Here is a 22,354-nt window from a genome sequence, read left to right as displayed (position 1 = left end):
TCAAACGGTTGGGTATAACTTCACTATCTATATGACCAAAATATAAAAAATCAGTACCTATAACCTGATGCGCCCCCCCACAACAAAACTCCGGGAAATAAAACTAACGACAGAAAAAACTTAAACCAGGAAAAAACCTGTAACAACATATGCGGCTTCATTAGCACAACCAGGCTAGAAGCTAACAAAAAAACCACCCCACCAACAAGGCTAGCCCCATTTAAAAAGCTATACATAAATACACAAAGGCATACAAACAAAGACAAACAAACCTGCTTCCTAGAAAAAAGCCCCACATTCAACAAAGAAAGCCCAAAAGCAGAAAAAAAAACAAAACCGTAGACCAGCTGGTAGCTCCCCCATACATAAAAAGTATTCAAACAAACAAGCATAAAAACAGAAAGACATAAAACATAAACATCTTTTCTAATAGTTCGAAATCTAAGCCCCATAAAGAGCCTTTTTTGTAGCAAAAAAAACAAAGAACCAATAAACCGCATAATTAATCATATGAGCAATGGCCACGCCCTCTAAACCAAAAAAACCAGTACACACAATTGACAACAAAACAAAAAAAACTGAAAAAAACAGCTCCGATAAAATAAAAAGCTTTACCATGGCCTTACTCAACATCAAGTAAGACAAAATCCAACTTCCAATCTTCAACGCATCCCCGATCACCTGCCATCCAAACAGGATCTCCATCGGCAAAAAATCGACAGTAAAGAGAAGCCGGATAATATAATCGCGTAAAACATAGACAAGCAGCCCACAAGCGACTGATACTGGCAATATAATTCTATAGCCTCGTATTATTTCATTTTTAATATCAGTACGGTTTTTCAACCCTGATAATTTAGGCAAATAATAAACACTTAATGTTGTTGTAACCAACATTAAATACGCCGAGCTTAGCCTCCACATTGCTTCCCAGTAACCTGCAACTTCCCAACCTAGGGTTTCACCTAAGTGGTTACGAATCAGGATATGACTGAGGGGTATGCAGGCGGCACTGGTGAGCGCCATTGCTGTGAATTTAGCCAGATTTTTAGCGGATTGCTTATCGATGCCGCCAAGCAGGTAAGCCAGTTTGAACCAACTGGCTTTGTAGGTGAGCGCCAGGGTGACGAAGAATGTCAGTGACTGGTAGATTGCTAATGCAACCAGTGCGCCATACAAGCCCAGCTGAATCGCCATGACGGTCGTTACCGCCAGTGCGAAGAGGCTACCAGCGATATTGGCAGTTACATAGCGCTGTATCTCTTGTTTACCATTGAGGATGGCAAGCAAGAGGGTATTAAACACAAACAGCACCAGTGTTGCAGCAAACCAGATAAATACACTACCAAGACTTTCATCCTTAAGGAACCAGCCCGCTAAAGGTTTGTTGAACGCAATTACAGCCATTGCAACCAACACCGAGCCAACCAGTGAGATGGTGCCCGCTGTTCGCCATACGGCATGCTGTTTGGCTTCGTCTTCGTGGTATTCAGCCGTATATTTGGTAACGCCGGTGTTGATTGCGCCGCTGGCCAGCGTTGTGATCATCTGTACTGCATTTTGAAACTGCCCCAACGCAGCGTAACCGGATGGGCCAACATAGATAGCCAGTATCTTGTTAAGGCCCAGCAGAGTTAGCATTTTAATGACGACCGCTATGCCATTGAGCAGGCTGGTTTTAATCAGTGTCATGCGTTACGGCATCTCGAAGCTGTTACAGGCGGCAATAACAGCGTCTACCTGATGATCAGTCATCACCGGGCTGATTGGCAGGCTCAGCACTTGCTGATGCATGGCTTCTGTCAGCGGGTACGACTGCTCGTTCCACTGTGCATAGGCTTGTTGCTGATGCGGCGAGATCGGGTAGTGAATCAGTGTTTGGACGCCTGTGTTAGCCAAGTGCGTCTGCAAAGCTTCACGCTCTGCTGTGCGGGTCACATATAGATGGAAGACGTGATTTTCCAATGATGTCAGTGTGCTGTTCGCCGGTATTGGCTGTGACAGTGCGGGATGCGTGATGCCCTTGGCATAGGCCAGTGCAATCTCTTTGCGCTGCTGGGTTTCTGTATCAAGGTGCTGTAGCTTCACCCGCAGCATGGCCGCTTGCATCTCATCCAAGCGACTATTGACACCTTGGTAGAGGTTTTCATATTTTTTGTGGCTGCCGTAATTACCCAGAGCGCGTATCGTTGTTGCTAGCTCGTCATCATCCGTTGTAACTGCACCCGCATCCCCCAATGCCCCCAGGTTTTTACCAGGATAAAAACTGAAACCTGATGCATGTCCCCAGCTGCCCGCTTTTTTACCGTTAATCGCCGCGCCATGCGCCTGGGCAGAATCTTCCAGTACCAATAGACCATGCTCATCTGCCAATGCCATGAGCGCAGGCATGGGGGCCAACTGACCGTACAAGTGAACCGCAAGGACGGCTTTTGTGTTGGCAGTAATGGCAGTGGCTGTTTTAGTCGGGCATAGGTTATAGGTGTGCTCATCTGGCTCAACCAATACCGGTTTCAGTCGGTTTTCAGTGATCGCAAGCATGCTGGCAATGTAGGTATTGGCAGGGACGATAACTTCATCCCCATCCTTAAGTTTGCCAAGCTCTTTCCAAGAACGGAGTGTTAGTGTCAATGCGTCTAGGCCATTTGCTACACCGATACAATGCTTGGCGCCGCAGTATGCTGCAAACTCGGACTCAAAATCTTTCAGTTGTGTTCCTTGAATGTACCAGCCGGAGTCGATTACACGAGTGGCGGCATCAATCAGGTTTTGTCGGTATTGGGCATTGATGGTTTTAAGGTCAAGAAATGGGATCATTTAGTTACATACCTGATGATTTTTGCAGGGTTTCCCACCAAGACAGCGTTTGCGGGTACATCCTTGGTAACTACAGCGCCTGCGCCTATCATTGCGTATTCACCGATAGTAATGCCGGGCAGCAATGTTGCGTTGGCGCCTATGCTGGCGTTGCGCTTTATAGTTATGCTGGAAAACTGTTCTGGGTATTCCTTGGAACGGGGGTAAGGGTCATTGGCGAAGGTGGCATTGGGGCCGATAAAAACATCATCCTCAATGCGTGTACCATCCCACAGTTGCACACCCGATTTCAATGTCACTCTGTCGCCGATAACGACATCACCTTCGATCAATGTTTGGGCGCAGATATTACACTCTTTGCCGATCTTCGCTCCTTTTAGGATCACAACAAACTGCCAAACTCGCGTGCCTTCGCCAATGGATGGAGTGGCTACATCTGCTAGTGGATGAATAAAGCTCATGCACCCACCACCTTAAGGAAGTCGTCATAATCGCGAATATAGTCGGCTTCGTCATAGTGCTCGCTGGCCATTACCAGCAACACGCAATCGACGGTAAAGTCATGCATTGCCCCCCATATCAAAGCATCTTGAAGTAAACCAATATTAGGCTTATTTAGGTCGTAGGTGACTTTCTGTTTGCCATCATCCAACGTAACTTTACAGGAGCCATTCACCGCGATCAGATACTGTCTAGTTTGATGGTGTGAATGCTGGCCACGTGGTACATCTGGCTGCGTACCGTAGATGTAAAAAACGCGTTTCACCTCAAAAGGAATATCTTGCAGGCCTTCAATTGCAACCAACTGCCCGCGGTGATCACCCCGTATACGATGTTCGGTAATGCTCATGCTTGTTCTCCTGCCAGCCTGAGCAGATACTGTCCATATCCATTCTTACTCAACGCCTGACCCTGCTCTATCAGTTGCTCTTTTGTCATCCAGCCATTGTTGAACGCTATTTCTTCCAAGCAGGCAATCTTATACCCCTGCCGGTGCTCTATCGTTTGCACAAACTGGGCAGCTTCAAGCAGGCTTTCGTGGGTGCCAGTGTCCAGCCAGGCAAAGCCGCGCCCCAAGAGTTCCACATTCAGATCACCCCGTTCAAGATAAGCCTTATTTATACAGGTGATTTCAAGCTCACCTCGTTGCGATGGCTTCACCTGTTTGGCGATCTCTACCACATCGTTGTCGTAGAAGTACAGGCCAGTTACCGCGTAGTTGGATTTGGGATTTTCCGGTTTTTCTTCGATGGAGATCGCTTTATTGTTTTCATCGAAAGCAACCACGCCAAAGCGTTCCGGATCCTTTACCTGATAGCCGAATACAGTAGCGCCGGAGGTGCGGGCAGCCGCCTGCTTCAGTTTGGGCGAGAAACCCTGACCGTAGAAGATGTTATCACCCAGCACCAGGCAAACGCTTTCATCACCGATAAACTCTTCACCGATAAGAAAGGCCTGCGCGAGCCCGTCCGGGCTTGGTTGTTCCGAGTAGCTGAGCTGGATGCCGAAGTTACTCCCATCACCCAGCATTTTTCTAAAATTAGGTAGATCATCAGGGGTGGAGATGATTAAAATTTCATGAATACCCGCCAGCATCAATACCGAAAGGGGGTAGTAGATCATCGGTTTGTCATACACAGGCAAAAGCTGCTTAGACACCCCTTTAGTGATCGGATATAAGCGCGTGCCAGAGCCACCCGCGAGGATAATGCCTTTCATTGTCATTCCTTGCCGTAATCAAACTTGTCCGAGGCGCTCACGCTGGTACGTTCCGTCCTGAACTCTGCGGCACCACTCCAGGTTGGCCAGATACCACTGAACTGTCTTACGGATGCCGGTTTCGAAGGTTTCAACAGGCCGCCAGCCAAGATCTTGCTGAATCTTGCTGGCATCAATGGCATAGCGCCGATCGTGGCCGGGGCGATCCTGCACATAAGTGATCAGATCTCGATAATTCGTTTCAGAGGGTTTCAGTTCCTGCAAAATGTCGCAGATAGTGTGGACCACCTCAATATTCTGTTTTTCGTTATGACCGCCGATATTATAGGTTTCGCCGACCTCTCCTTCGGCAGCAATCTTGTATAGTGCCCGTGCATGATCCTCTACGTAGAGCCAGTCACGGATCTGGTCGCCATTGCCATACACCGGCAGAGGTTTACCATCCAATGCATTGAGAATCATTAATGGAACCAACTTCTCCGGAAAATGATAGGGGCCATAGTTATTGGAACAATTAGACACCAGAACGGGGAAATCGTAGGTGCGCATCCAGGCACGCACCAGATGATCAGAGCTGGCCTTGCTGGCAGAATAGGGACTGCTGGGGGAGTAAGGCGAGGTTTCGGTAAATAGATGCTGAGCCGCATTTCCCTCTTCTGCCGGGTGCGGCAGATCACCGTATACCTCATCAGTTGAGATATGGTGGAAGCGGAATGCCTGCTTTCGCGCTTGATCCATCCCTTGCCAGTAGCCCCGAGCAACTTCCAAAATTGTGTAAGTGCCGACAATGTTGGTTTCGATAAAGGCAGCCGGACCATCAATAGAGCGGTCCACATGGCTTTCTGCAGCCAGATGCATGATGAGATCGGGCTGATATTCGGAAAAAACACGCTCTAGCCTCATACGATCGCAGATATCCACCTGCTCAAAGCGATAGCGGCTTGAGGCATCGACCTCTTTTAGATTTTCAAGATTTCCTGCATAGGTAAGCTTGTCAACATTCAAAACACTATCCTGGGTGCTCTTGATAATATGACGGATAACAGCCGAGCCAATGAAGCCTGCACCACCAGTAACTAAAAATTTCAAGTCCGATCTACCTATTTTTTATGGTTCATAACAAGTATCAGCCAACGGATTCATCATCAACAACCGATTTTACTCCGCAAAAACAGACCATCCACCACCCCACCCTCACTTCGATATCCATCAACGACCGATGAGAAGGTTTTTCTTATTTCTGTAATTTCGTTTTTTGCCAACTGCACTTCCAACGCTTTCATCATTTCTTGCAGCTCACACCATGACAGCATCTTCTCGTTAGCCGTCATTATTTTCGGGTGCTCGGTAGCCTGCACACCTTCACCGATCAACAGTTCTTCATAGAGCTTTTCGCCAGGGCGCAGGCCAGTAAACTCGATACTGATATCTCCTTGAGGATTATCGTCATCTTTGACGCTTAGGCCTGAAAGCAGAATCATGCGTCGGGCCAGATCCAGTATCTCTACAGGCTCCCCCATATCCAGTACAAACACATCCCCTCCCTTGCCCATGGAGCCAGCCTGTATCACCAGCTGCGCCGCTTCGGGAATGGTCATAAAATAGCGGGTAATTTTGGGGTGGGTAACCGTAATCGGGCCACCATGCTTTAGCTGGCTTCTAAAGCGGGGAATCACCGAGCCCGATGATCCCAGCACATTACCAAAGCGCACCATGGTAAAGCGAGTACGGTTTTCCACTGACGCTGTATCTTCCAACCCTGTAACCTTGGGTAGCTCTATGTAGGCTTCGGCAGCCAGGGCCTGCAGAACCATTTCCGACAAGCGCTTGGTAGCGCCCATCACATTGGTAGGGCGCACCGCCTTATCGGTGCTGATCAGTACAAAATTAGTTACCCCGGACTCCAGTGCCGCAAGTGCCGTATTAAGGGTACCAAAGAGATTATTGTAAACTCCTTCTGCCACATTGTGCTCCACCATAGGCACATGCTTATAAGCCGCCGCATGATAGACAGTATCTACCTGCCACCCCTTCATCACTTTGTTGATCTGGCGGGTGTCGCGCACCGAACCCAACACCGCTACCAGCTCGATGGGCATAGAATCTCTATTTATAACCTGCTCCAGCTCCGAGTGTATGCTGTACAGGCTGAACTCACAGTGATCATACAGCAACAGGGATTTAGGCGCGTGTCGAACAATTTGACGGCAGAGCTCTGATCCTATTGACCCGCCAGCCCCGGTCACCAACACCACCTGACCACTGATACAACGCTCCAGCAAAGAAGCAACAGGCGGCACCTCTTCGCGTCCTAACAGATCGGCAATATCCACCTCGCGAAGATCCGACACCTCCACCCGGCCAGCGGCAATATCTTCAATCCCAGGAACTGTTCGCACATGTAGGGGGTAAGGCTGTAGGCTCTCTATGATTTCACGCTTACGAGTGCGACTCACGGAGGGAATTGCCAATAACACTTCGCTGATTCCGTGCTCGTCGATCACCTCTTGTAGATGCTTGGGTTTATACACTTTCAATCCAGCGATGGTGCGGGTCGCGATCGAGTTGTCATCATCAATAAAAGCCACGGGTTTAACCATCAAACCATTACGCAACGCCGCCAGCAGCTGGTTACCGGCAGCTCCTGCACCATAGATCGCAACCTTCGGCAGATTGTCGTATTGACGGGTTAAGCCGCTTTGCAAAAAAGAGCCGGCAGCGAGCAAGTAGTGGCGCATTGCTAGCCGCACTCCACCTATCAGCATCATCGATAGCCACCAAAAATTAAATATGGAAGAACGCGGGACACTCAGGTATTCACGAAACCAAAATACAATGAAAGACAAGGCCAGCACAGACAGGGTCACGGCTTTAAACAGGCTCCACAACCCCTCCAAACCTAAAAATCGGGTTACGGAGCGATATAAGCCTAAATTGACCAGGAAAAACACCACAATAACCGCTGCACCTATAAAAAGATTCAGCATCGCACCCTGTATTGCGGGCATATCTTCCCATCCCAGGCGCATGAGTAAACCAAGGTAAAGCGCAATCCATACCAGCGGAATATCTATTGACACCTGAATCACCCGCTTCTGCCGGCGGCTCAGGTTAATTAATCTGGATCTTAGTTTATTCATCGTTTAGCTCTTAAATAGCGCTGGAGGGCTGGAGGGCTGCAGGGCTGGAGGGCTGGAGGGCTGGAGGGCTGGAGGGCTGGAGGGCTGGAGGGCTGGAGAGGAGACATATTGAATCGACCCGGTTACGTCCAGCATTCACCCCTTGAATCTTCCAGTTTTTAGCCGTCCAGCATTAAAGCCTTACCGCCGTTAACCTGCGACCTCTTCCTTACGAGCCGGTACCACCAAGGCCACAAACAACCCCAGCATTCCGCCCAACACAATGGAAGCCGCCAGTATCAACAGCTTTTTGGGTTTGATCGGTTTTTCCGGCAGAGTGGCGGGCTGGTCGATACTCACGGGGAAGATCATGCTGGCATCCAGTTTCACGGCCAGCAGGTTTTCCTTCGCCTCTTGAAGCGATCTTAGGCCGCTTATAAAAGGGTCATCGCTTACCCGCTCGGTGAGCACCTTGATTTCCGCTTCCAACGCTTCTGTGCCTCGCATAAAGAGAAGGTCATTATTCAATATGCTGATATTTTGGTTGGAAACGCCTTCTGCATTGCCCACCCCCGGCCGCACGATTCCACTGGCTTTTGCAACAGGTAGCACCTCTCTCAATTGTACAATTCGATCCTGCCTTAAGGTTTCAGCCAGCTTTCGTTTGCTTGATATGCTGTCCTCCAGCAGCCGGACTTTTTGTGCGATGGCCCCGTTGAGATCTTCTACCAATGCGTTTTGGGTGACCCGTACCACCTGATCCAGATAGCCGTTTATACCAGCCTGCACCTGCTCGGGGGTGGGGCCCTGGAGGGCAATACTTGTGAATACCACTTCGCCCTTTTTAGGCACATTAACCGCCAAAGACTTCTTGAATTGTTCAAACGCTTTCTGCTCGCTCGTGTCTGCGCCTCCATAGAACTCTGCATATCCATTCTCGCGAAAATACTCCAACTGCAGGGAACGGGACTGGGCATTTTTCAGGAACTGGTCGTATACATCCTCGATCTTGGCCTGATTTTTAAACGCACTGGTTTCTATATTCAGCCCTTCAATATCAGCGGCTGCTGGAGGCATAAGGTAAACCTCCGCCTCATAAACCGGCTTGGCAACCATCAGATACACCAGTGCCAGCGAACTGATCAACGCCGTAATGCCGACCACCCAGAACTTGCGCTGCCAGATTTTGTTGAACAGCTCGATCAGGTCGATCTCATCCCCCATCATGGGCGGATAGGCGGCTTGAGGATATTGCGTAATAGGAGGGTGCGGGGTGGTTTGTGACATGGATTTACTCATAAGGGTTTGTAGGAGCTATAAGCTATAAGCTATAAGCTATAAGCTATAAGCTATAAGCTATAAGCTATAAGCCGTATAGCAAAACACTTAATACTTAGAGCTTGAAGCTAATAATCATTTATCTTGCCGCTAAAAGCTTACGGCTTGAAGCTTATGGGCTGAATTCGGGCTTTCGCCAGCTGTTTACCTAGCTCGACGCCGGGTTGATCGAAGGCGTTTATACCCCACAGGCAGGCGAGTATAAACACCTTGTGTTCATAAAGAGCCAGTAGCTGGCCGAGGGCCGAGGGGGTCAGGGCGTTGAGTCGAATATGGGTGACCGGCTGCCCCCCCTCTACCCTACTTTGGGCATCCTCTTTACTGGGCGCGGAGCCGTGCATCAGCGCCTCAATCTGCCCCTGGGCGTTGGCGTTGAGCCAGGCGTGATGGTCCCCCAGTTCCGATTCGGGGGCTCCGATGGTCAGGATCTCCACCGCAATCCGGTGAGTGCCTTGGTGCAGCAACTGAAAAAAAGCGTGTTGGGAGGGGGTTCCCACCCCCCCCAATACCAAGGGGGCGCTATGGTGGGGTAGCGACCTGCCCTGCTCATCCACCCCCTTGCCATTGCTCTCCATCTCCAGCTGCTGAAGGTAGCTTTTCAGCAGCGACAGGCGATGGCTGTAGGGGACCACCGCCCGGCCTGCGGCTCCCAGATAGTTATGATTCCACAGATCGGCCAGGGCCAGGTGCAGCGGCAGGTTGTGCTGGTCATCGGCATCCAGCAGGTGCCGGTCCATCAGGCCCGCCCCCTCAAGCAGCTGCTCAAAGGTACCGGGCTGAAGGGCGACCATCAGCGGCAGGCCAATGGTGGACCAGAGGGAGAACCGCCCCCCGACCCAGCTCCACATGGGAAAGACCTGCTCCTCGGCGACGCCCCACTCGATGGCACGCCCGGTGGCGGCGGTGAGGGCGATGAACTGCCTGTTCAGCTGCTCCTGATCAAGTCCAGCGGCCGCCATCCAGCGCTTCAGCGCTTCGGCGTTTTTCAGGGTTTCCAGGGTAGTGAAGGTTTTGGAGGCGACCATCACCAGGGTAGTGTGGGGGTTGAGCACCTCTACCCGGTCGCTGAACTCGGCCGGATCCAGATTTTCCAGAAAATGGAGCCTCAGCTGCGGCTGCCAATAGGGACGCAGGGCTTCATACACCAGGCGGGGGCCTAACATCGAGCCGCCGATCCCCACCAGCACCAGATCGGTATAGGGTTGGCCATCGGCGTTGCCGTAGGTCCCCGACTGGATGGCCCCGGCGAAGTGGCGCATCCGCACCAGGCTGCTATCCACGGCCTCGGTGGCCCACTCGGGAAAGGGCAGGCCACTCTCGCGATGGCGCAGCGCCATATGGAGCACGGCCCGATTTTCGCTGTGGTTGATCCGCTCGCCACCGATCATTCGGTCGAGCTCATCGCGCCAGCGGGTGCTCTTGGCCAGTTTATGCAGTGCATTGAGAGTCTGCTCGTCCCAGCGCTGACCCCGCATATCCAGCTCGACATCCTCGAAGGAAAAGCTCAATGACTGGCGCTCAGCTTGGTCTCCACACAACCGGTTGGGCGAGAGGGCAAGGAGACGCTCTGCCTGCTCCAGCAAGGCTCCGTTGGCCGGGTAGCGGGGCAACCCCCTCCCCATCTGCTGACGGGGCAAGGTCGCCTGGTCCGTTTTATTGTTGAGGGTTATCGGTCGGGTTGTCATTTCGCCGCCTACAAAAGGGCCAGAATATCGTCGGTTTTCTGCTGCATCAGCCCCTGATCGCCACGGCTCTCGACATTGAGACGCACCACCGGTTCGGTGTTGGAGCTGCGCAGGTTGAAGCGCCAGTTTTCGAACTCCATGCTGATGCCATCGGTGGTGTCTACATTGATAGCCTCGGTAGCGTAACGGGTACGTACCCGCTCAATCGACCGGGCCGGGTTATCCAGGCGGCGGTTTATCTCGCCGGAAGCAGGAAACTTTGCCATGCGCTCATCCAGCATGGTCGACAGGGGTTTGCCGCGGGTTGAGATCAGCTCGGCCACCAGCAGCCAGGGGATCATTCCGCTGTCGCAGTAGCCGAAGTCTCGGAAATAGTGGTGAGCGCTCATCTCGCCGCCGTAGACCGCATCCTCCAGCCGCATTCGCTCCTTGATGAAGGCGTGGCCGGTTTTGCTCTGGATCGCCTCACCGCCGCTCTCTTCGCAGATCTCACGGGTGTTCCAGGTGAGGCGCGGGTCGTGAATAATGCGGGCTCCGGGCTGCTTCTGCAAAAAGGCTTCGGCCAGCAGACCCACAATGTAATAGCCCTCGATAAAGCGGCCGTTTTCATCAAACAGGAAGCAGCGGTCGAAATCGCCGTCCCAGGCGATCCCCATATCGGCTCCGTGCTCGATAACGGCTTTGGCAGTTGCGGGCTGGTTTTCCGGCAGGATCGGGTTGGGAATGCCGTTGGGGAAATCCCCGTCCGGGTGGTGGTGTACCTTGACCAACTCAAAGGGCAACACCTTCTCCAGCTCATCCACGAGGGGGGCGGCCGAGCCATTTCCGGCATTAACTACCAGTTTCAGGGGCTTCAACAGTGAAGGTTCAACAAAACCCTGCAAAAAGGCGACGTAATCGGCCCGGGTATCCTGCAGGCGGTAACCGCCCCGCGGGCTCAGCGCAGGAGCCGCTTCGAGCTCGCCGCTGTAGACCCGATCCCGGATCTCGTTAAGGCCGGTATCACCACTGATGGGACGGGCCTCACGACGTACCAGCTTCATGCCGTTGTAGTCGATGGGGTTGTGGCTGGCAGTGACCATAATTCCCCCATCCACGCCCAGGTGGCGGGTGGCGAAGTAGACCTCCTCGGTGCCGCAGTGGCCGATATCGACCACGTCCACCCCCTCATCGCGCAGGCCGTTGGCCAGGGCCTGCTTAAGCGGCTCGCTGGAGTGACGGATATCACTGCCCACCACCACCTCGGCGGGCAGCAGGAAACGCGCATAAGCGCGCCCTATACGGTAGGCGATCTCCTCGTTCAGCTCCGTGCCGAGCTGGCCGCGGATATCGTAGGCTTTGAAACAGTGGGGCATGGGGTTCCTGTTAAACTAAGCTCTAAGCTCTAAGCACTAAGCTGTAAGCTGTAAGCTATAAGCTGTGGTTTAGTTTCCAGTTGAGTTAATCGCTTTCATCAGTCCGCTTATCATTCTGGATAGTTCGAGTGTTTCTGCTTTCCAGTGGCCGCACCTTTCACGATTGATGTAGCCCACCTCAAGTCCTATATAAATTTGTGTCCGCAGCTCTGCGCAAGAGCTTTTGGCTATATCCAGAAACCTTAGTTTCTCTCTTTCCGAGCTGCGCTCCATGCCCTCGGCAATATTACTGGGTACCGACAGGCCCGAGCGCGTTATCTGATCCTTGAAGCCATAATCCCTACAGGCCTCCAATGCCTTATAGATTTCCACACTCAAGCGTGCCGAACGCTTCCATACTTCGAGCTTTTCGAAATCCATTTCAAGCTCCTCCTTCAAACGCTAATAACCTTAAAACTTGCCTCTTAAGACTTGAAACTTGTTCCTTTCTTTAAGCACGCTACCGCCCCTGAAACTCAATTCAGTAAAAAAGCAGAGCCCCCACTCTGCTTGTGGCCTCGGCGTGGGGGCCTCTCTATCTGGCTTGTAGCCCTACCAGGGGAAATTCCATCTGCTGCTGGCCGCCAAGGAGGCTGAGCAGCAGCAGACAGCGATCTTCACCGCGGTCGCAAAGGTAGATCGCTTCCAGGTCCGCAAAGGGGCCTTGGGTAATCCGTACCGGTTGTTGCGGTTGCCAGCGCGGCTCCTCGGCCAGGGCCTGCTCCTGGGCCTGGAGTTGCTGGATCAGGGTGTTGGATACCCGGGCCGGTTTGCCCGTTAAGCGCACAAAACCGAGTACTCCACGGGTGGAGCGAACGCTGGCATAGGAGCGATCCCCCTCCTCCACGGCCACAAAGAGATAACCGGGAAACAGGGGCTGACGACCAGGGCGACTGGCACTGGGTGGCCGGGGCAACCAGGGCAGGTAGACCCGATAGCCCTGATTCAGCAACTGCTGCTCCGCCCGCGACTCTTCACGGGAACGGGTGCGTACCACAAACCACTCGTTTTCAGCGGTCACTCGATCACCCTTTTCCTTAACCACTCACAGTGGCCACTCAACAATCTGCTCATCGATAAGCGGTATCCACCCAACTCGGTTTCGAGGGGGTTCTCCAGAGACCAACTACCGAACAACCTCAACACGGGCACCTATAGCGCGCCCTGACCCCAGGGACGAAAAAAAGCACATTCGTACCAAATCAACCCTGCAGCTACACGCAAGACGGCTCTGCCACCCACAGGATAAATTCAGCAAAGGAAAGCGCCATTTGGAGGCCAGAACGTGCACCAGCGTGCTCATTATCCAAAAAAGGGCTTACAAGTCACTATTGACATTGGCCTCAACGGGTATACCGGTAACTTCTATGACAGGGGTCAAACAACAAAACTCCCCCCCCTTTACTTGCTTAAGGAATGGTTACCCGCTCCACCATGGGCTCCAGCTCCTGTTTCAGGACCGTCTTGGCCCTGCTATCCCCATGTACCAGCCGCACTTCGCTAGGGCGTTTGCACATGCGGCGGATAAAGCCCAGCAGGTTGGCCTGATCGGCGTGGGCGGAGTAGCCGCCAAGGGTGGTGATACGGGCACGGATATCGATGCGCTGGCCATCGAGCACCACATAGCCCCCTTTGGGGCCGTAGCGCTGAATGTCAGCCCCCGGCGTGCCCCGGGCCTGGTAGCCGATCAGCAACAGGTCGGTGGTGGGATTATCCAGCAAGGCTTTCAGGTAATTGACGATACGACCTCCGGCGCACATGCCGCTGGCGGCGATCACCACCAGGGGCTCGGGTTCCCTGGCGAGCCCGGCTACCAGCCGCTGGTGTGCCTGGTGGCTGTCAATGGTGGTGAGCTGCTCAAAGGTCAGGGGATGCCGCCCCTGGCGCAGGCGCCGATGGGCCTCCCTGTCCCAAAAGGGTTTCAGCTGACGGTAGCTTTGGGTGAAACGGGCCGCCAGCGGAGAGTCCACAACGATATTGAGCCGCTGCCAGTCCAGCTCACCGGCCCCGCGCCCACGCCCGGAGGCTTTATGGATAATGCCCTCCATCTCGTAGAGGATCTCCTGGGTACGACCGATACTGAACGCCGGGATCAGCACCACCCCCTTGTCCCGCAGCGCGCGCTCAAGGGCCTGCTGCAGGCGCTGGCTGCGGGTGCGTCGATCCTCGTGCTGGCGGTCACCATAGGTGCTTTCGAGCACTACGATATCGGCTCCATAGGGGGGCCTCGGTGCCGGCAGGAGCGGCGCATGGGGAGCGCCCAGGTCTCCTGAGAATAGCACCCGGGTTTTACGGCTGCTTTCCTTGAGGTCACATTCGACGTAGGCGGAGCCGAGTATGTGCCCCGCCGGTTGCAGGCGGATACGCAGGCGATCGTCGCCGCCGGTGGGTAGCTCGTGCCAGCGACCGTAGGGGATCGGCACAATACGCGCCTTGATCAGGGCCAGGTAGCGATCCAACAGCCCCAGGTCGCGGCTGACGCCTATGCGAAAGGCATCCTCCAACACCAACGGCAGCAGCAGCGCCGAGGGCTCCGAGCAGAGAATCGGCCCGCGAAAGCCGGTGGCGATCAGCCAGGGCAGCCTCCCCACATGATCGATGTGCACATGGGTAACCACCAGTGCAGCTACCCCGTTAAGAGGAAAGTCGATCGTCAGTGAGTCGGAGGCGGCTCCGCCGCGTGCCTCATCGCCCTGGAACAGGCCGCAGTCGACCAGAATCGAGACGCCGCTATCGAGGCGCAGTTGGTGGCAGGAGCCGGTGACGCCCTCCACGGCGCCGTGGTGAAGTATCTGCATCACAATCCCTGTTGAGTACTGAAACAAGCAGAGCCATCCTTGCTCCGCCGGATGAGTATAGCTGTGAGTCGGCCTTCAGGCCGACAACCCTTCCGCAACACCTGTCTGTCGGGCTAAAGCCCGACCTACATGGAAGCGGATGTTGAACCCTTTGATGAAAGTAAGGGGGCAGTCGATTGCAGCAATGTGCCACCCTCCTGCCCGCACGGAGCGGCTCGGCGGCCGCTCCTGGCCGTCCTTGGCCTCGCGCCAGACGACCTACAGGGACGTAGGGACAGGGACGTAGGGAGTGCCGGTAGTGCAGGAGCACAACTACCGGCCCGTACATCCTGTACCATAAGCCGCTCCAGGCCGTCCTTGGCCTCGCGCCAGACGACCTACAGGGACGTAGGGAGTGCCGGTAGTGCAGGAGCACAACTACCGGCCCGTACATCCTGTACATAAAAAAGACCCGGCGCGGGGCCGGGTCTGTTTGGGTCGTGGTTAGCGAGGGTGAACGATTAGATCATGGCACCCACGCTCAGCACCACGGTGATCAGCAGGGTGAGGATCAGCAGCAGCGGTGCTACGAACTTCAACCAGCGATCGTAGGGGACGCGGCCGATGGCCAGGCCACCCATTACCACAGCAGAGGTGGGGGTGATCAGGTTAACGATACCGCTGGCGCTCTGGTAAGCGGTGACCACCAGGTCACGACCCACACCGGAGAAGTCGGCCAAAGGCGCCATGATCGGCATGGTCAGTACAGCCAGACCAGAGGATGAAGGCACCAGGAAGCTCAGAACCACTTCCAGCCAGTACATCACGTTGATGAACACCACAGAGGAGAGGCCGCTGACCGCTTGCTCGGCATGATAGAGCACGGTGTCGGTCATGTTACCGGCGTCCATCACCACAACGATACCACGGGCAATACCGATGATCAGGGCAACACCCAGCAGGTCACGTGCGCCGTCCACAAAGCTGGAGGTCAGGTCTTCCTCGCTGAGGCGGTAGAGCAAGCCGGTGACGATGGCTGAAGCCAGGAACAGGCCGGAGATCTCGGCCATCCACCAGCCGGCCACGGCAACACCGTAGATCATGACGCCGAAGGTGGCCGCAAACAGCACCAGGATCAGTTTGCGAACTCCGTTCAGCTCGGTAGCGGCAGCTCCCTCGCGGTTAGCCAGGAAGTGCTCCTCGTTGGACTCCTTCATATCGGCAACGATAGAGGCAGAGGGGTCGGCCTGTACCTTTTTGGCGTAACGCATCACAAAGCCAACGCAGATCGCCCAACCGATCACCAGAATGGCCAGGCGCAGCCCCATGCCATCGGTGAAGGGGATGCCGGCCGCATTCGCCGCGATAACGGTCGCGAAGGGGTTGATGGTAGAGCCCAGGGTTCCGATACCCGCTCCCAGCAGAATGGTCGCTACCGCGGTGACGGAATCGAAACGGGCGGCAATCATCACCGGGATCAACAGGGCGTAAAACGGAATCGTCTCCTCCGCCATCCCATACACGGTCCCCCCGGCGGCAAAGAGCGCCATCAGGATGGGGATCATAAGGGTTTCGCGCCCCTGCAGCTTATGGGTTACCCGCTCGATACCGGCATCAATGGCGCCGGTTTTGGTAACCACACCCAGGAAGCCACCAATGATCAGCACGAACAGGGCCACGTCAATGGCGTTGGCTTCATAGGTGTTGTGGTCATAGAGGCCATCAATCGGGGCCAGAATCATGTCCACAGGGCCCTGTGGGTTGGCGTCGACCTGCTTGTAGGTTCCCGATACCGGAACCTCCTTACCCAGGTCTTCGTTCATGACACGATCGTATTGGCCGGCCGGTACTACCCATGTCAATGCAGCGACCGCTGCAATCAACATAAAGAGCACCGTGTAGGCGGTAGGGAATTTAAATTTACTCATGGCTTGCATCCTTACACCCAGGTCAGGTGTGTTGCTTAGTCCTCATGCTGCTTCCTGCACATCTGGTAATAAATACCTGTATGAGGCAGTGGACAGACATGACCAATTAAAAATCACATCTCCAGTATTGCTCTCAGCGGTCGATGGGACCATCCGTAGTTGAGGAATGTCGATAAGGGTTTACCGAAGAATTACGAACTACAAAAGCGCATTTTAGCGCTAACCGGTTATAAGCCTGATACAAGTCAATTTTTTGCGACCACATTTCGCTACTCCCTCAGCGTCCGATAAAGATGAGTTTGATAAAAACTTAACCCCTAAACCGTTTTTAAAAAATGGCACATACGTACCTATTTTTTGTCCATGTAAATAACATGATGAATGATTGCTTATCCTAGACGCTCCCCAAAAGCTTCGCCACTTCTGACCACGCCAGCATCCTCAGTTGGTTTATCAACCCACCGGTAGCCGCGATACGATCGACCAGGCGGCATTCACCTCCGTGAAGGCGGCCGGTGTCGTCGCCCTGCGGATTGGCGCCGGCATCGCCGCCTATGTTCTTTAGGGTGGTTTCCTGAGTCTTTAAGAGAAGTTCGACAACTCGCCAATAAGCGGAACCACCCAGCGTGCGGGCAAAAACGATGGTGCCCTGCCCGTCGATCTAACCGATGTAGCGTTAATCAAATAACTCTATAACCGGCCTGCACAAAACAGAGTCGACAGGCACCCGTTCCCGTCCTGGTCCGCAACCAAAACACAACCTAAAACAAGCGTTTGTTTGCCACTTTCCAGCACCAAGGTTCAAGAAAACAGTAATACCAGCACTCCAATACCGGCAGCAGACGCGTTTCGGTTTCATTATGTAACCATGCTAGACAACAAAAAAAATCAACTCATAATGACTTAAGATTTGAGGGGTCAAAGCGGTCCTTTTCTATCCCGTTTTCCCCCTTTCCCTACCCTGGTGGTCCAATACTGCCAACTGTACGTACAAGGAGTGTAAGTGTACCCAGAAAGTTCGGTATTTCTACGTAATGCCAGTAGCCCTTTTCAGGTCTAGTCTGAACTCATCAGTTTTGTAGCTGTCCTTTTGTACTAACGGCTCCAAACAAACTGGAGCTGATAAAGGACTGCAATTTTTTGGATAGCAAGGAGAATTACGATGTCTCGCTTTTATGTAGGATCTGAAATTGGTCAACTGCGCAAAGTTCTCATCCACCGGCCGGAGCTTTCACTTCGCCGTTTAACCCCAACCAACTGCGAAGACCTGCTGTTTGATGATGTGCTCAGGGTTGAGCAAGCCGGTAAAGAGCACGATGTCTTTGCCCAAACCCTGCGCAACGAAGGGGTTGAGGTTTTCCACCTTCGCGAGGTCCTCGCTGAAACCCTGGAAATTGAAGAAGCCAAGCAGTTTGTACTTGACCGCCAGATCTCCCAATTCCGTTACGGCCCCGCCCTGGCCAAGGTTGTCAGGGAATATTACGATAACCTTCCCGCCACCAAGCTGGCCTCTCACCTGATAGGTGGGTTGACCGTTGCCGAGCTCAACTCCGACCTGGGCAGCCCCACGCTGCAGGTGATGAGCCAGACCGACTTCATCATGGACCCGATCCCCAACCACCTGTTTACCCGTGACACCTCCTGCTGGGTGTATGGTGGCGTGTCAGTCAACCCGATGACGAAGCCAGCCCGTAAGCGTGAAACCGTTCACCTGCGCGCCATCTACAAGTTCCACCCGATGTTCAAGGATGCCGACTTCGAGATCTACTTCGGTGACGAAGACCGCAATTTCGAGCTTTCCCACATTGAGGGGGGCGATGTACTGGTTATCGGTAAGGGTGCGGTTCTCATTGGTATGTCCGAGCGTACCACTCCCCAGGGGGTTGAGCTGTTGGCTCAAAACCTGTTCCGGACCGGCCAGGCGACCAAGGTGATTGCACTTCAACTGCCCAAGGCTCGTAGCTGCATGCACCTGGACACCGTGATGACCCACATGGACCTCGACTGCTTCACCGTCTATCCCGACATCATGCGTGACGATATCGCCGCCTGGGAGCTGACGCCCGGTAACGCGGCGGGTGAGATTGTATTTACCCGCGTAAAAGACCGCTTTACCGATGCCATTGCCCGCGCCCTGGGTGTGCCTGAGCTGCGCCTGGTCACCACCGGCGGCGATGTGTTCGAAGCCGAGCGTGAGCAGTGGAATGATGCCAACAACGTACTGACCGTGCGCCCCGGTGTTGTAATCGGCTACGAGCGTAACGTGTTTACCATCGAGAAGATGCAAGCGGCCGGTATCACTGTCCTTCCCATCCCCGGTGAGGACCTGGGCCGCGGCCGAGGTGGCGCACGCTGCATGAGCTGCCCGCTTGAGCGTGATGGTATCTGATTGATGAGTTCCGGTGGCCGCTAACCCGGCCACCTCTCCTGTAAAACTGCTCTGGGCTCAGTGGAGCCGGAGCGAGTAATAACCCCCGTTAAAAAGAAGGAATTTGATCATGGCTTTTAATCTTCGTAACCGTCACTTCCTGAAGCTGGAAGACCTCACTCCCCGTGAAATCAAGTTTTTGATCCGCCTCGCCGATGACCTCAAGGTGGCCAAATACACCGGCAACGAGATCCAGCGCCTGAAGGGTAAAAACATCGCCCTGATTTTTGAGAAGACCTCTACCCGTACCCGCTGCGCCTTTGAAGTGGCGGCTTACGATCAGGGTGCCCACGTTACCTATCTGGGCCCCACCGGCTCCCAGATCGGCAAGAAGGAGTCGATGAAGGATACCGCCCGCGTTCTGGGCCGCATGTACGACGGCATTGAGTACCGCGGTTTCGGGCAGGATGTGGTAGAAGACCTGGCCAAGCACGCCGGCGTTCCGGTGTGGAACGGCCTTACCAACGAGTTCCACCCCACCCAGATCCTGGCCGACTTCCTGACCATGCAAGAGCACAGCGGCAAAGAGCTCAACGAAATCACCTTTACCTTCCTGGGCGATGGCGGTAATAACATGGGCGACTCACTGATGATCGGTGCCGCCAAGATGGGGATGGACTTCCGCATGGCCGCTCCGGAGCACTGCCGCCCGATTCCTGAGCTGATTCAGGTCGCCAAGGAGATCGCCAAAACCACCGGTGCCAAGATCACCATTACCAGCGATGTGAAAGAGGCCGTTAAAGGGTCTGACTTCCTTTATACCGATGTGTGGGTATCCATGGGTGAGCCCGATTCCGTATGGGCAGAGCGCATCAAGGATTTGACCCCTTACCAGGTCAACAAGCAGGTCATGGAAGCAACCGGCAACCCCAATGTGAAGTTCATGCACTGCCTGCCCGCGTTCCACAACCGTGAAACCATTATTGGCGAGGAGATCTTCCAGAAGTACGGACTGGATGGCCTTGAGGTTACCGACGAGGTATTCGAGTCTGCCGCCTCCATCGTGTTCGACCAGGCTGAAAACCGCATGCACACCATCAAGGCTGTGATGGTGGCCACCCTCGGACAGTAAGGGATACCCCTTATCTACGGCAGATAAATGCTGGCTACCCGCGAAAGTTGAAAGGGTCACGGGCAGCCAGCGCCCCTCCTGAGAGGAGTTCAAAATGTTAGTCGTCATTGCACTCGGAGGCAACGCTATCCTGCAAAGGGGCGAACCTCTGGAAGCTGAAAATCAAAAGCGCAACATCGAAACCGCCGCCAAAGCGATTGCCAAAGTGGCCCGCGAGCATACCGTTGTGCTCACCCATGGAAACGGTCCCCAGGTTGGCCTGCTGGCTCTGCAGAACGAAGCCTACCCGGATGTCAGCAACTACCCCCTTGACGTGCTGGGGGCCGAGACGCAGGGCATGATCGGGTACGAGTTCGAGAAAGCGCTTCGCAACGAACTACCCGATGCCCATATCGCCGGCCTCTTCACCCAGACGGTGGTCGACACCCAGGACCCCGCCTTTAGCAGCCCCGACAAGTTTGTGGGGCCCATCTATAGCCAGGAGCAGGCGACAGAGCTTGCCCGTACCAAAGGCTATTTCATGAAGGCCGATGGCGAGTTTTTCCGCCGGGTCGTTCCCTCCCCCATGCCGAAGTCGATTGTGGAGCTTAACTCCATCAAGCAGCTGGTTGATAATGGCACCATGGTGATCTGCACCGGAGGTGGAGGTGTTCCGGTCGCCCGGGATGAGAGCGGGAAGTGGCAAGGCGTTGAGGCCGTGGTCGATAAAGATCGCGCCTCCACGGTATTGGCCATTGACCTCAAAGCCGATGCCCTGCTGGTACTGACCGATGTTGAGGGTGTGGCCATCAACTGGGGCAAGCCAGACCAGAAGACCATCAAAACCGCGACTCCAGAGCAGATGGAAGAGCATGGCTTCGCCGCCGGCTCCATGGGGCCCAAGGTTGAAGCCGCCAACGCCTTTGTTCGCTCTGGTGGAAAGATCGGTGGCATCGGCTCCCTGGCGCAAGCCCTTGAGATCGTAAATGGCCAGGCCGGCACGGTTATTCGTGCCGATCATAACGGCGAGGTGGACTACCACTAAGCCAGGCAACTGCTCGCGGCGGCACGGCCCTCACAGGGTGGCCGCCGTGACCTTATTAGAGCCCCCTCCCCGGGCTGCCCACCACCTTCTCCCCCCCCCTTTTTACAGAGTACGCCAACCCGGTTTTCATAGACTACTGCGGCCGCCGTTCCTACACCCCCTTGCGGATGTTCCCAGAAGCTATAATTGTTGAAATTCATCGGTTATAGTTGAATTTACCGACGACATTAAAAAACAACAGACGCGTCTACGGGAGTAACGGAGTGGATCCCCTATTTATCAGCGGCATTATCGTATTTGCGGTGCTGGGCTTGATCGGCGTCGCCTATATCAATCATGCGCTGGAAAACGCCAAGCTTGAGCGTGCCCGTAAAGTGGCTGAAGGCAACGACCGTGTTCGCCGTATCGACTATATGCTGGCCGACCTGCCCACCCATTACCTGCAAAAAGGACTGCTCACTTTCCTGCTTTCGGAAAAGCTGTTTACGTTAAAGCAGATGCTTCCCTATGCGCCCAAAGATCAACAGATCAACGTACAAAAACGGATAGAGCTCACCCAGGAGGAGATGGAGGCCCCGCCAGCACCTGCAACCACTCCCCTTCAGATCAGCAGCGAAAGCCAGGCGGCCGAGATTCAAAGCCTGCTGCAGGATGCCCATCGCGTTCTGGTAACCGGGGCCAAAGCGGGAAGAGTCAGCAAAGCCGACGCCAAAAAATACAACGCCCTGCTTAAGCACCTGCTGGTTGTCACCAGTTACGACGCATTTCGCAACATGGCGACCCAGGCCCGCCGGGAAGGCAAAATCAAACTCGCGCTTCACCACTACATGCGCGCCTCTGCCGACCTCACCAAGAACAACGACAACAATCAGTATACGGAGCAGATCCAGAAGCTGCGTACGCTCATAAAACACCTGCAGGAGGAAGAGGAGCGATCACGCAATAAAGGCAAGGCCCAACCAGCAGCGGAGACGGACAACCAGCTGAGCCAAAAACTCGATGAAATCACATCGCCCGAGGATGAGTGGAAGAAAAAGAACGTGTATGACTAAT

General features: G+C 54.2%; 18 protein-coding genes. 4 read left to right on the top strand and 14 right to left on the bottom strand.

All coding sequences use genetic code 11. The annotated features are described in order from the left end of the window. Positions 1 to 441 precede the first annotated feature (441 nt). The 14 genes from D0544_RS05125 to D0544_RS05060 form a co-directional block, all read right to left on the bottom strand. Positions 442 to 1,692 (bottom strand): O-antigen translocase, encoded by a 1,251-nt coding sequence (locus D0544_RS05125; protein ID WP_125014921.1) that lies wholly within the window; start codon positions 1,690 to 1,692, stop codon positions 442 to 444. Positions 1,693 to 1,695: 3 nt separating this feature from the next. Next, on the bottom strand, positions 1,696 to 2,817 hold the full coding sequence (locus tag D0544_RS05120) for a DegT/DnrJ/EryC1/StrS family aminotransferase (protein WP_125014920.1): 1,122 nt from the start codon (positions 2,815 to 2,817) through the stop codon (positions 1,696 to 1,698). Then, the gene (locus tag D0544_RS05115; protein ID WP_125014919.1) at positions 2,814 to 3,278 is read right to left on the bottom strand and encodes an acyltransferase; all 465 of its coding nucleotides are present in this window, start codon (positions 3,276 to 3,278) and stop codon (positions 2,814 to 2,816) included. The genes D0544_RS05120 and D0544_RS05115 overlap by 4 nt, the downstream gene beginning before the upstream one ends. After that, complete coding sequence (locus D0544_RS05110) at positions 3,275 to 3,667, bottom strand: sugar 3,4-ketoisomerase (protein ID WP_125014918.1); 393 nt, start codon at positions 3,665 to 3,667, stop codon at positions 3,275 to 3,277. The genes D0544_RS05115 and D0544_RS05110 overlap by 4 nt, the downstream gene beginning before the upstream one ends. Beyond that, on the bottom strand, positions 3,664 to 4,536 hold the full coding sequence (rfbA, locus tag D0544_RS05105) for a glucose-1-phosphate thymidylyltransferase RfbA (protein ID WP_207905764.1): 873 nt from the start codon (positions 4,534 to 4,536) through the stop codon (positions 3,664 to 3,666). The genes D0544_RS05110 and rfbA overlap by 4 nt, the downstream gene beginning before the upstream one ends. Positions 4,537 to 4,554: 18 nt before the next feature. Next, complete coding sequence (gene rfbB, locus D0544_RS05100) at positions 4,555 to 5,625, bottom strand: dTDP-glucose 4,6-dehydratase (RefSeq protein WP_125014916.1); 1,071 nt, start codon at positions 5,623 to 5,625, stop codon at positions 4,555 to 4,557. Positions 5,626 to 5,681: 56 nt separating this feature from the next. Next, positions 5,682 to 7,676: a nucleoside-diphosphate sugar epimerase/dehydratase gene (locus D0544_RS05095; protein ID WP_125014915.1), complete on the bottom strand. Its 1,995-nt coding sequence runs from the start codon at positions 7,674 to 7,676 to the stop codon at positions 5,682 to 5,684. Positions 7,677 to 7,865: 189 nt separating this feature from the next. Beyond that, the gene (locus D0544_RS05090; RefSeq protein ID WP_164880840.1) at positions 7,866 to 8,942 is read right to left on the bottom strand and encodes an LPS O-antigen chain length determinant protein WzzB; all 1,077 of its coding nucleotides are present in this window, start codon (positions 8,940 to 8,942) and stop codon (positions 7,866 to 7,868) included. Between the two features lie 149 nt (positions 8,943 to 9,091). Then, a complete protein-coding gene (gene pgi / locus D0544_RS05085; RefSeq protein WP_125014913.1) occupies positions 9,092 to 10,678 on the bottom strand; it encodes a glucose-6-phosphate isomerase in 1,587 nt (528 codons plus the stop codon). 8 nt (positions 10,679 to 10,686) lie between these two features. Next, positions 10,687 to 12,033: a phosphohexomutase domain-containing protein gene (locus D0544_RS05080; RefSeq protein ID WP_125014912.1), complete on the bottom strand. Its 1,347-nt coding sequence runs from the start codon at positions 12,031 to 12,033 to the stop codon at positions 10,687 to 10,689. A 69-nt stretch (positions 12,034 to 12,102) separates the two neighbouring features. Then, positions 12,103 to 12,453, bottom strand: a complete 351-nt coding sequence (locus D0544_RS05075; protein ID WP_125014911.1) for a four helix bundle protein — start codon at positions 12,451 to 12,453, stop codon at positions 12,103 to 12,105. A 154-nt stretch (positions 12,454 to 12,607) separates the two neighbouring features. Beyond that, the gene (nusG, locus tag D0544_RS05070) at positions 12,608 to 13,093 is read right to left on the bottom strand and encodes a transcription termination/antitermination protein NusG (RefSeq protein WP_164880839.1); all 486 of its coding nucleotides are present in this window, start codon (positions 13,091 to 13,093) and stop codon (positions 12,608 to 12,610) included. Positions 13,094 to 13,481: 388 nt separating this feature from the next. Next, positions 13,482 to 14,873: an MBL fold metallo-hydrolase gene (locus D0544_RS05065; protein WP_243647299.1), complete on the bottom strand. Its 1,392-nt coding sequence runs from the start codon at positions 14,871 to 14,873 to the stop codon at positions 13,482 to 13,484. Between the two features lie 497 nt (positions 14,874 to 15,370). Then, positions 15,371 to 16,777 carry a YfcC family protein gene (locus D0544_RS05060; protein WP_125014909.1) on the bottom strand — a complete coding sequence of 469 codons (1,407 nt, stop codon included), beginning with the start codon at positions 16,775 to 16,777 and terminating at the stop codon, positions 15,371 to 15,373. Between the two features lie 1,162 nt (positions 16,778 to 17,939). Between D0544_RS05060 and arcA the strand changes: the two genes are divergently transcribed. The 4 genes from arcA (at position 17,940) to D0544_RS05040 (ending at position 22,353) form a co-directional block, all read left to right on the top strand. Continuing rightward, positions 17,940 to 19,166 (top strand): arginine deiminase, encoded by a 1,227-nt coding sequence (gene arcA, locus D0544_RS05055; RefSeq protein WP_125014908.1) that lies wholly within the window; start codon positions 17,940 to 17,942, stop codon positions 19,164 to 19,166. Positions 19,167 to 19,275: 109 nt separating this feature from the next. Continuing rightward, the gene (gene argF, locus D0544_RS05050) at positions 19,276 to 20,277 is read left to right on the top strand and encodes an ornithine carbamoyltransferase (RefSeq protein ID WP_125014907.1); all 1,002 of its coding nucleotides are present in this window, start codon (positions 19,276 to 19,278) and stop codon (positions 20,275 to 20,277) included. Positions 20,278 to 20,371: 94 nt separating this feature from the next. After that, positions 20,372 to 21,301, top strand: coding sequence for a carbamate kinase (gene arcC, locus D0544_RS05045; RefSeq protein ID WP_125014906.1), 930 nt, complete (start codon positions 20,372 to 20,374; stop codon positions 21,299 to 21,301). A 263-nt stretch (positions 21,302 to 21,564) separates the two neighbouring features. After that, positions 21,565 to 22,353, top strand: a complete 789-nt coding sequence (locus D0544_RS05040) for a hypothetical protein (protein WP_125014905.1) — start codon at positions 21,565 to 21,567, stop codon at positions 22,351 to 22,353. The last annotated feature ends 1 nt before the right edge of the window (position 22,354 follow it).

This window comes from Aestuariirhabdus litorea (assembly GCF_003864255.1).
Taxonomy (GTDB): Bacteria; Pseudomonadota; Gammaproteobacteria; order Pseudomonadales; family Aestuariirhabdaceae; genus Aestuariirhabdus; species Aestuariirhabdus litorea.
Note: the sequence above shows the minus strand (reverse complement) of the source record. Positions and strands in the feature narration are given on the sequence as shown.

Coding starts and splice junctions, on each gene's coding strand:
- D0544_RS05125 (WP_125014921.1), bottom strand. CDS start 1,692: ATGACACTGATTAAAACCAGCCTGCTCAATGGCATAGCGGTCGTCATT.
- D0544_RS05120 (WP_125014920.1), bottom strand. CDS start 2,817: ATGATCCCATTTCTTGACCTTAAAACCATCAATGCCCAATACCGACAA.
- D0544_RS05115 (WP_125014919.1), bottom strand. CDS start 3,278: ATGAGCTTTATTCATCCACTAGCAGATGTAGCCACTCCATCCATTGGC.
- D0544_RS05110 (WP_125014918.1), bottom strand. CDS start 3,667: ATGAGCATTACCGAACATCGTATACGGGGTGATCACCGCGGGCAGTTG.
- rfbA (WP_207905764.1), bottom strand. CDS start 4,536: ATGAAAGGCATTATCCTCGCGGGTGGCTCTGGCACGCGCTTATATCCG.
- D0544_RS05095 (WP_125014915.1), bottom strand. CDS start 7,676: ATGAATAAACTAAGATCCAGATTAATTAACCTGAGCCGCCGGCAGAAG.
- D0544_RS05090 (WP_164880840.1), bottom strand. CDS start 8,942: ATGTCACAAACCACCCCGCACCCTCCTATTACGCAATATCCTCAAGCC.
- pgi (WP_125014913.1), bottom strand. CDS start 10,678: ATGACAACCCGACCGATAACCCTCAACAATAAAACGGACCAGGCGACC.
- D0544_RS05080 (WP_125014912.1), bottom strand. CDS start 12,033: ATGCCCCACTGTTTCAAAGCCTACGATATCCGCGGCCAGCTCGGCACG.
- D0544_RS05075 (WP_125014911.1), bottom strand. CDS start 12,453: ATGGATTTCGAAAAGCTCGAAGTATGGAAGCGTTCGGCACGCTTGAGT.
- D0544_RS05060 (WP_125014909.1), bottom strand. CDS start 16,777: ATGAGTAAATTTAAATTCCCTACCGCCTACACGGTGCTCTTTATGTTG.
- arcA (WP_125014908.1), top strand. CDS start 17,940: ATGTCTCGCTTTTATGTAGGATCTGAAATTGGTCAACTGCGCAAAGTT.
- argF (WP_125014907.1), top strand. CDS start 19,276: ATGGCTTTTAATCTTCGTAACCGTCACTTCCTGAAGCTGGAAGACCTC.
- arcC (WP_125014906.1), top strand. CDS start 20,372: ATGTTAGTCGTCATTGCACTCGGAGGCAACGCTATCCTGCAAAGGGGC.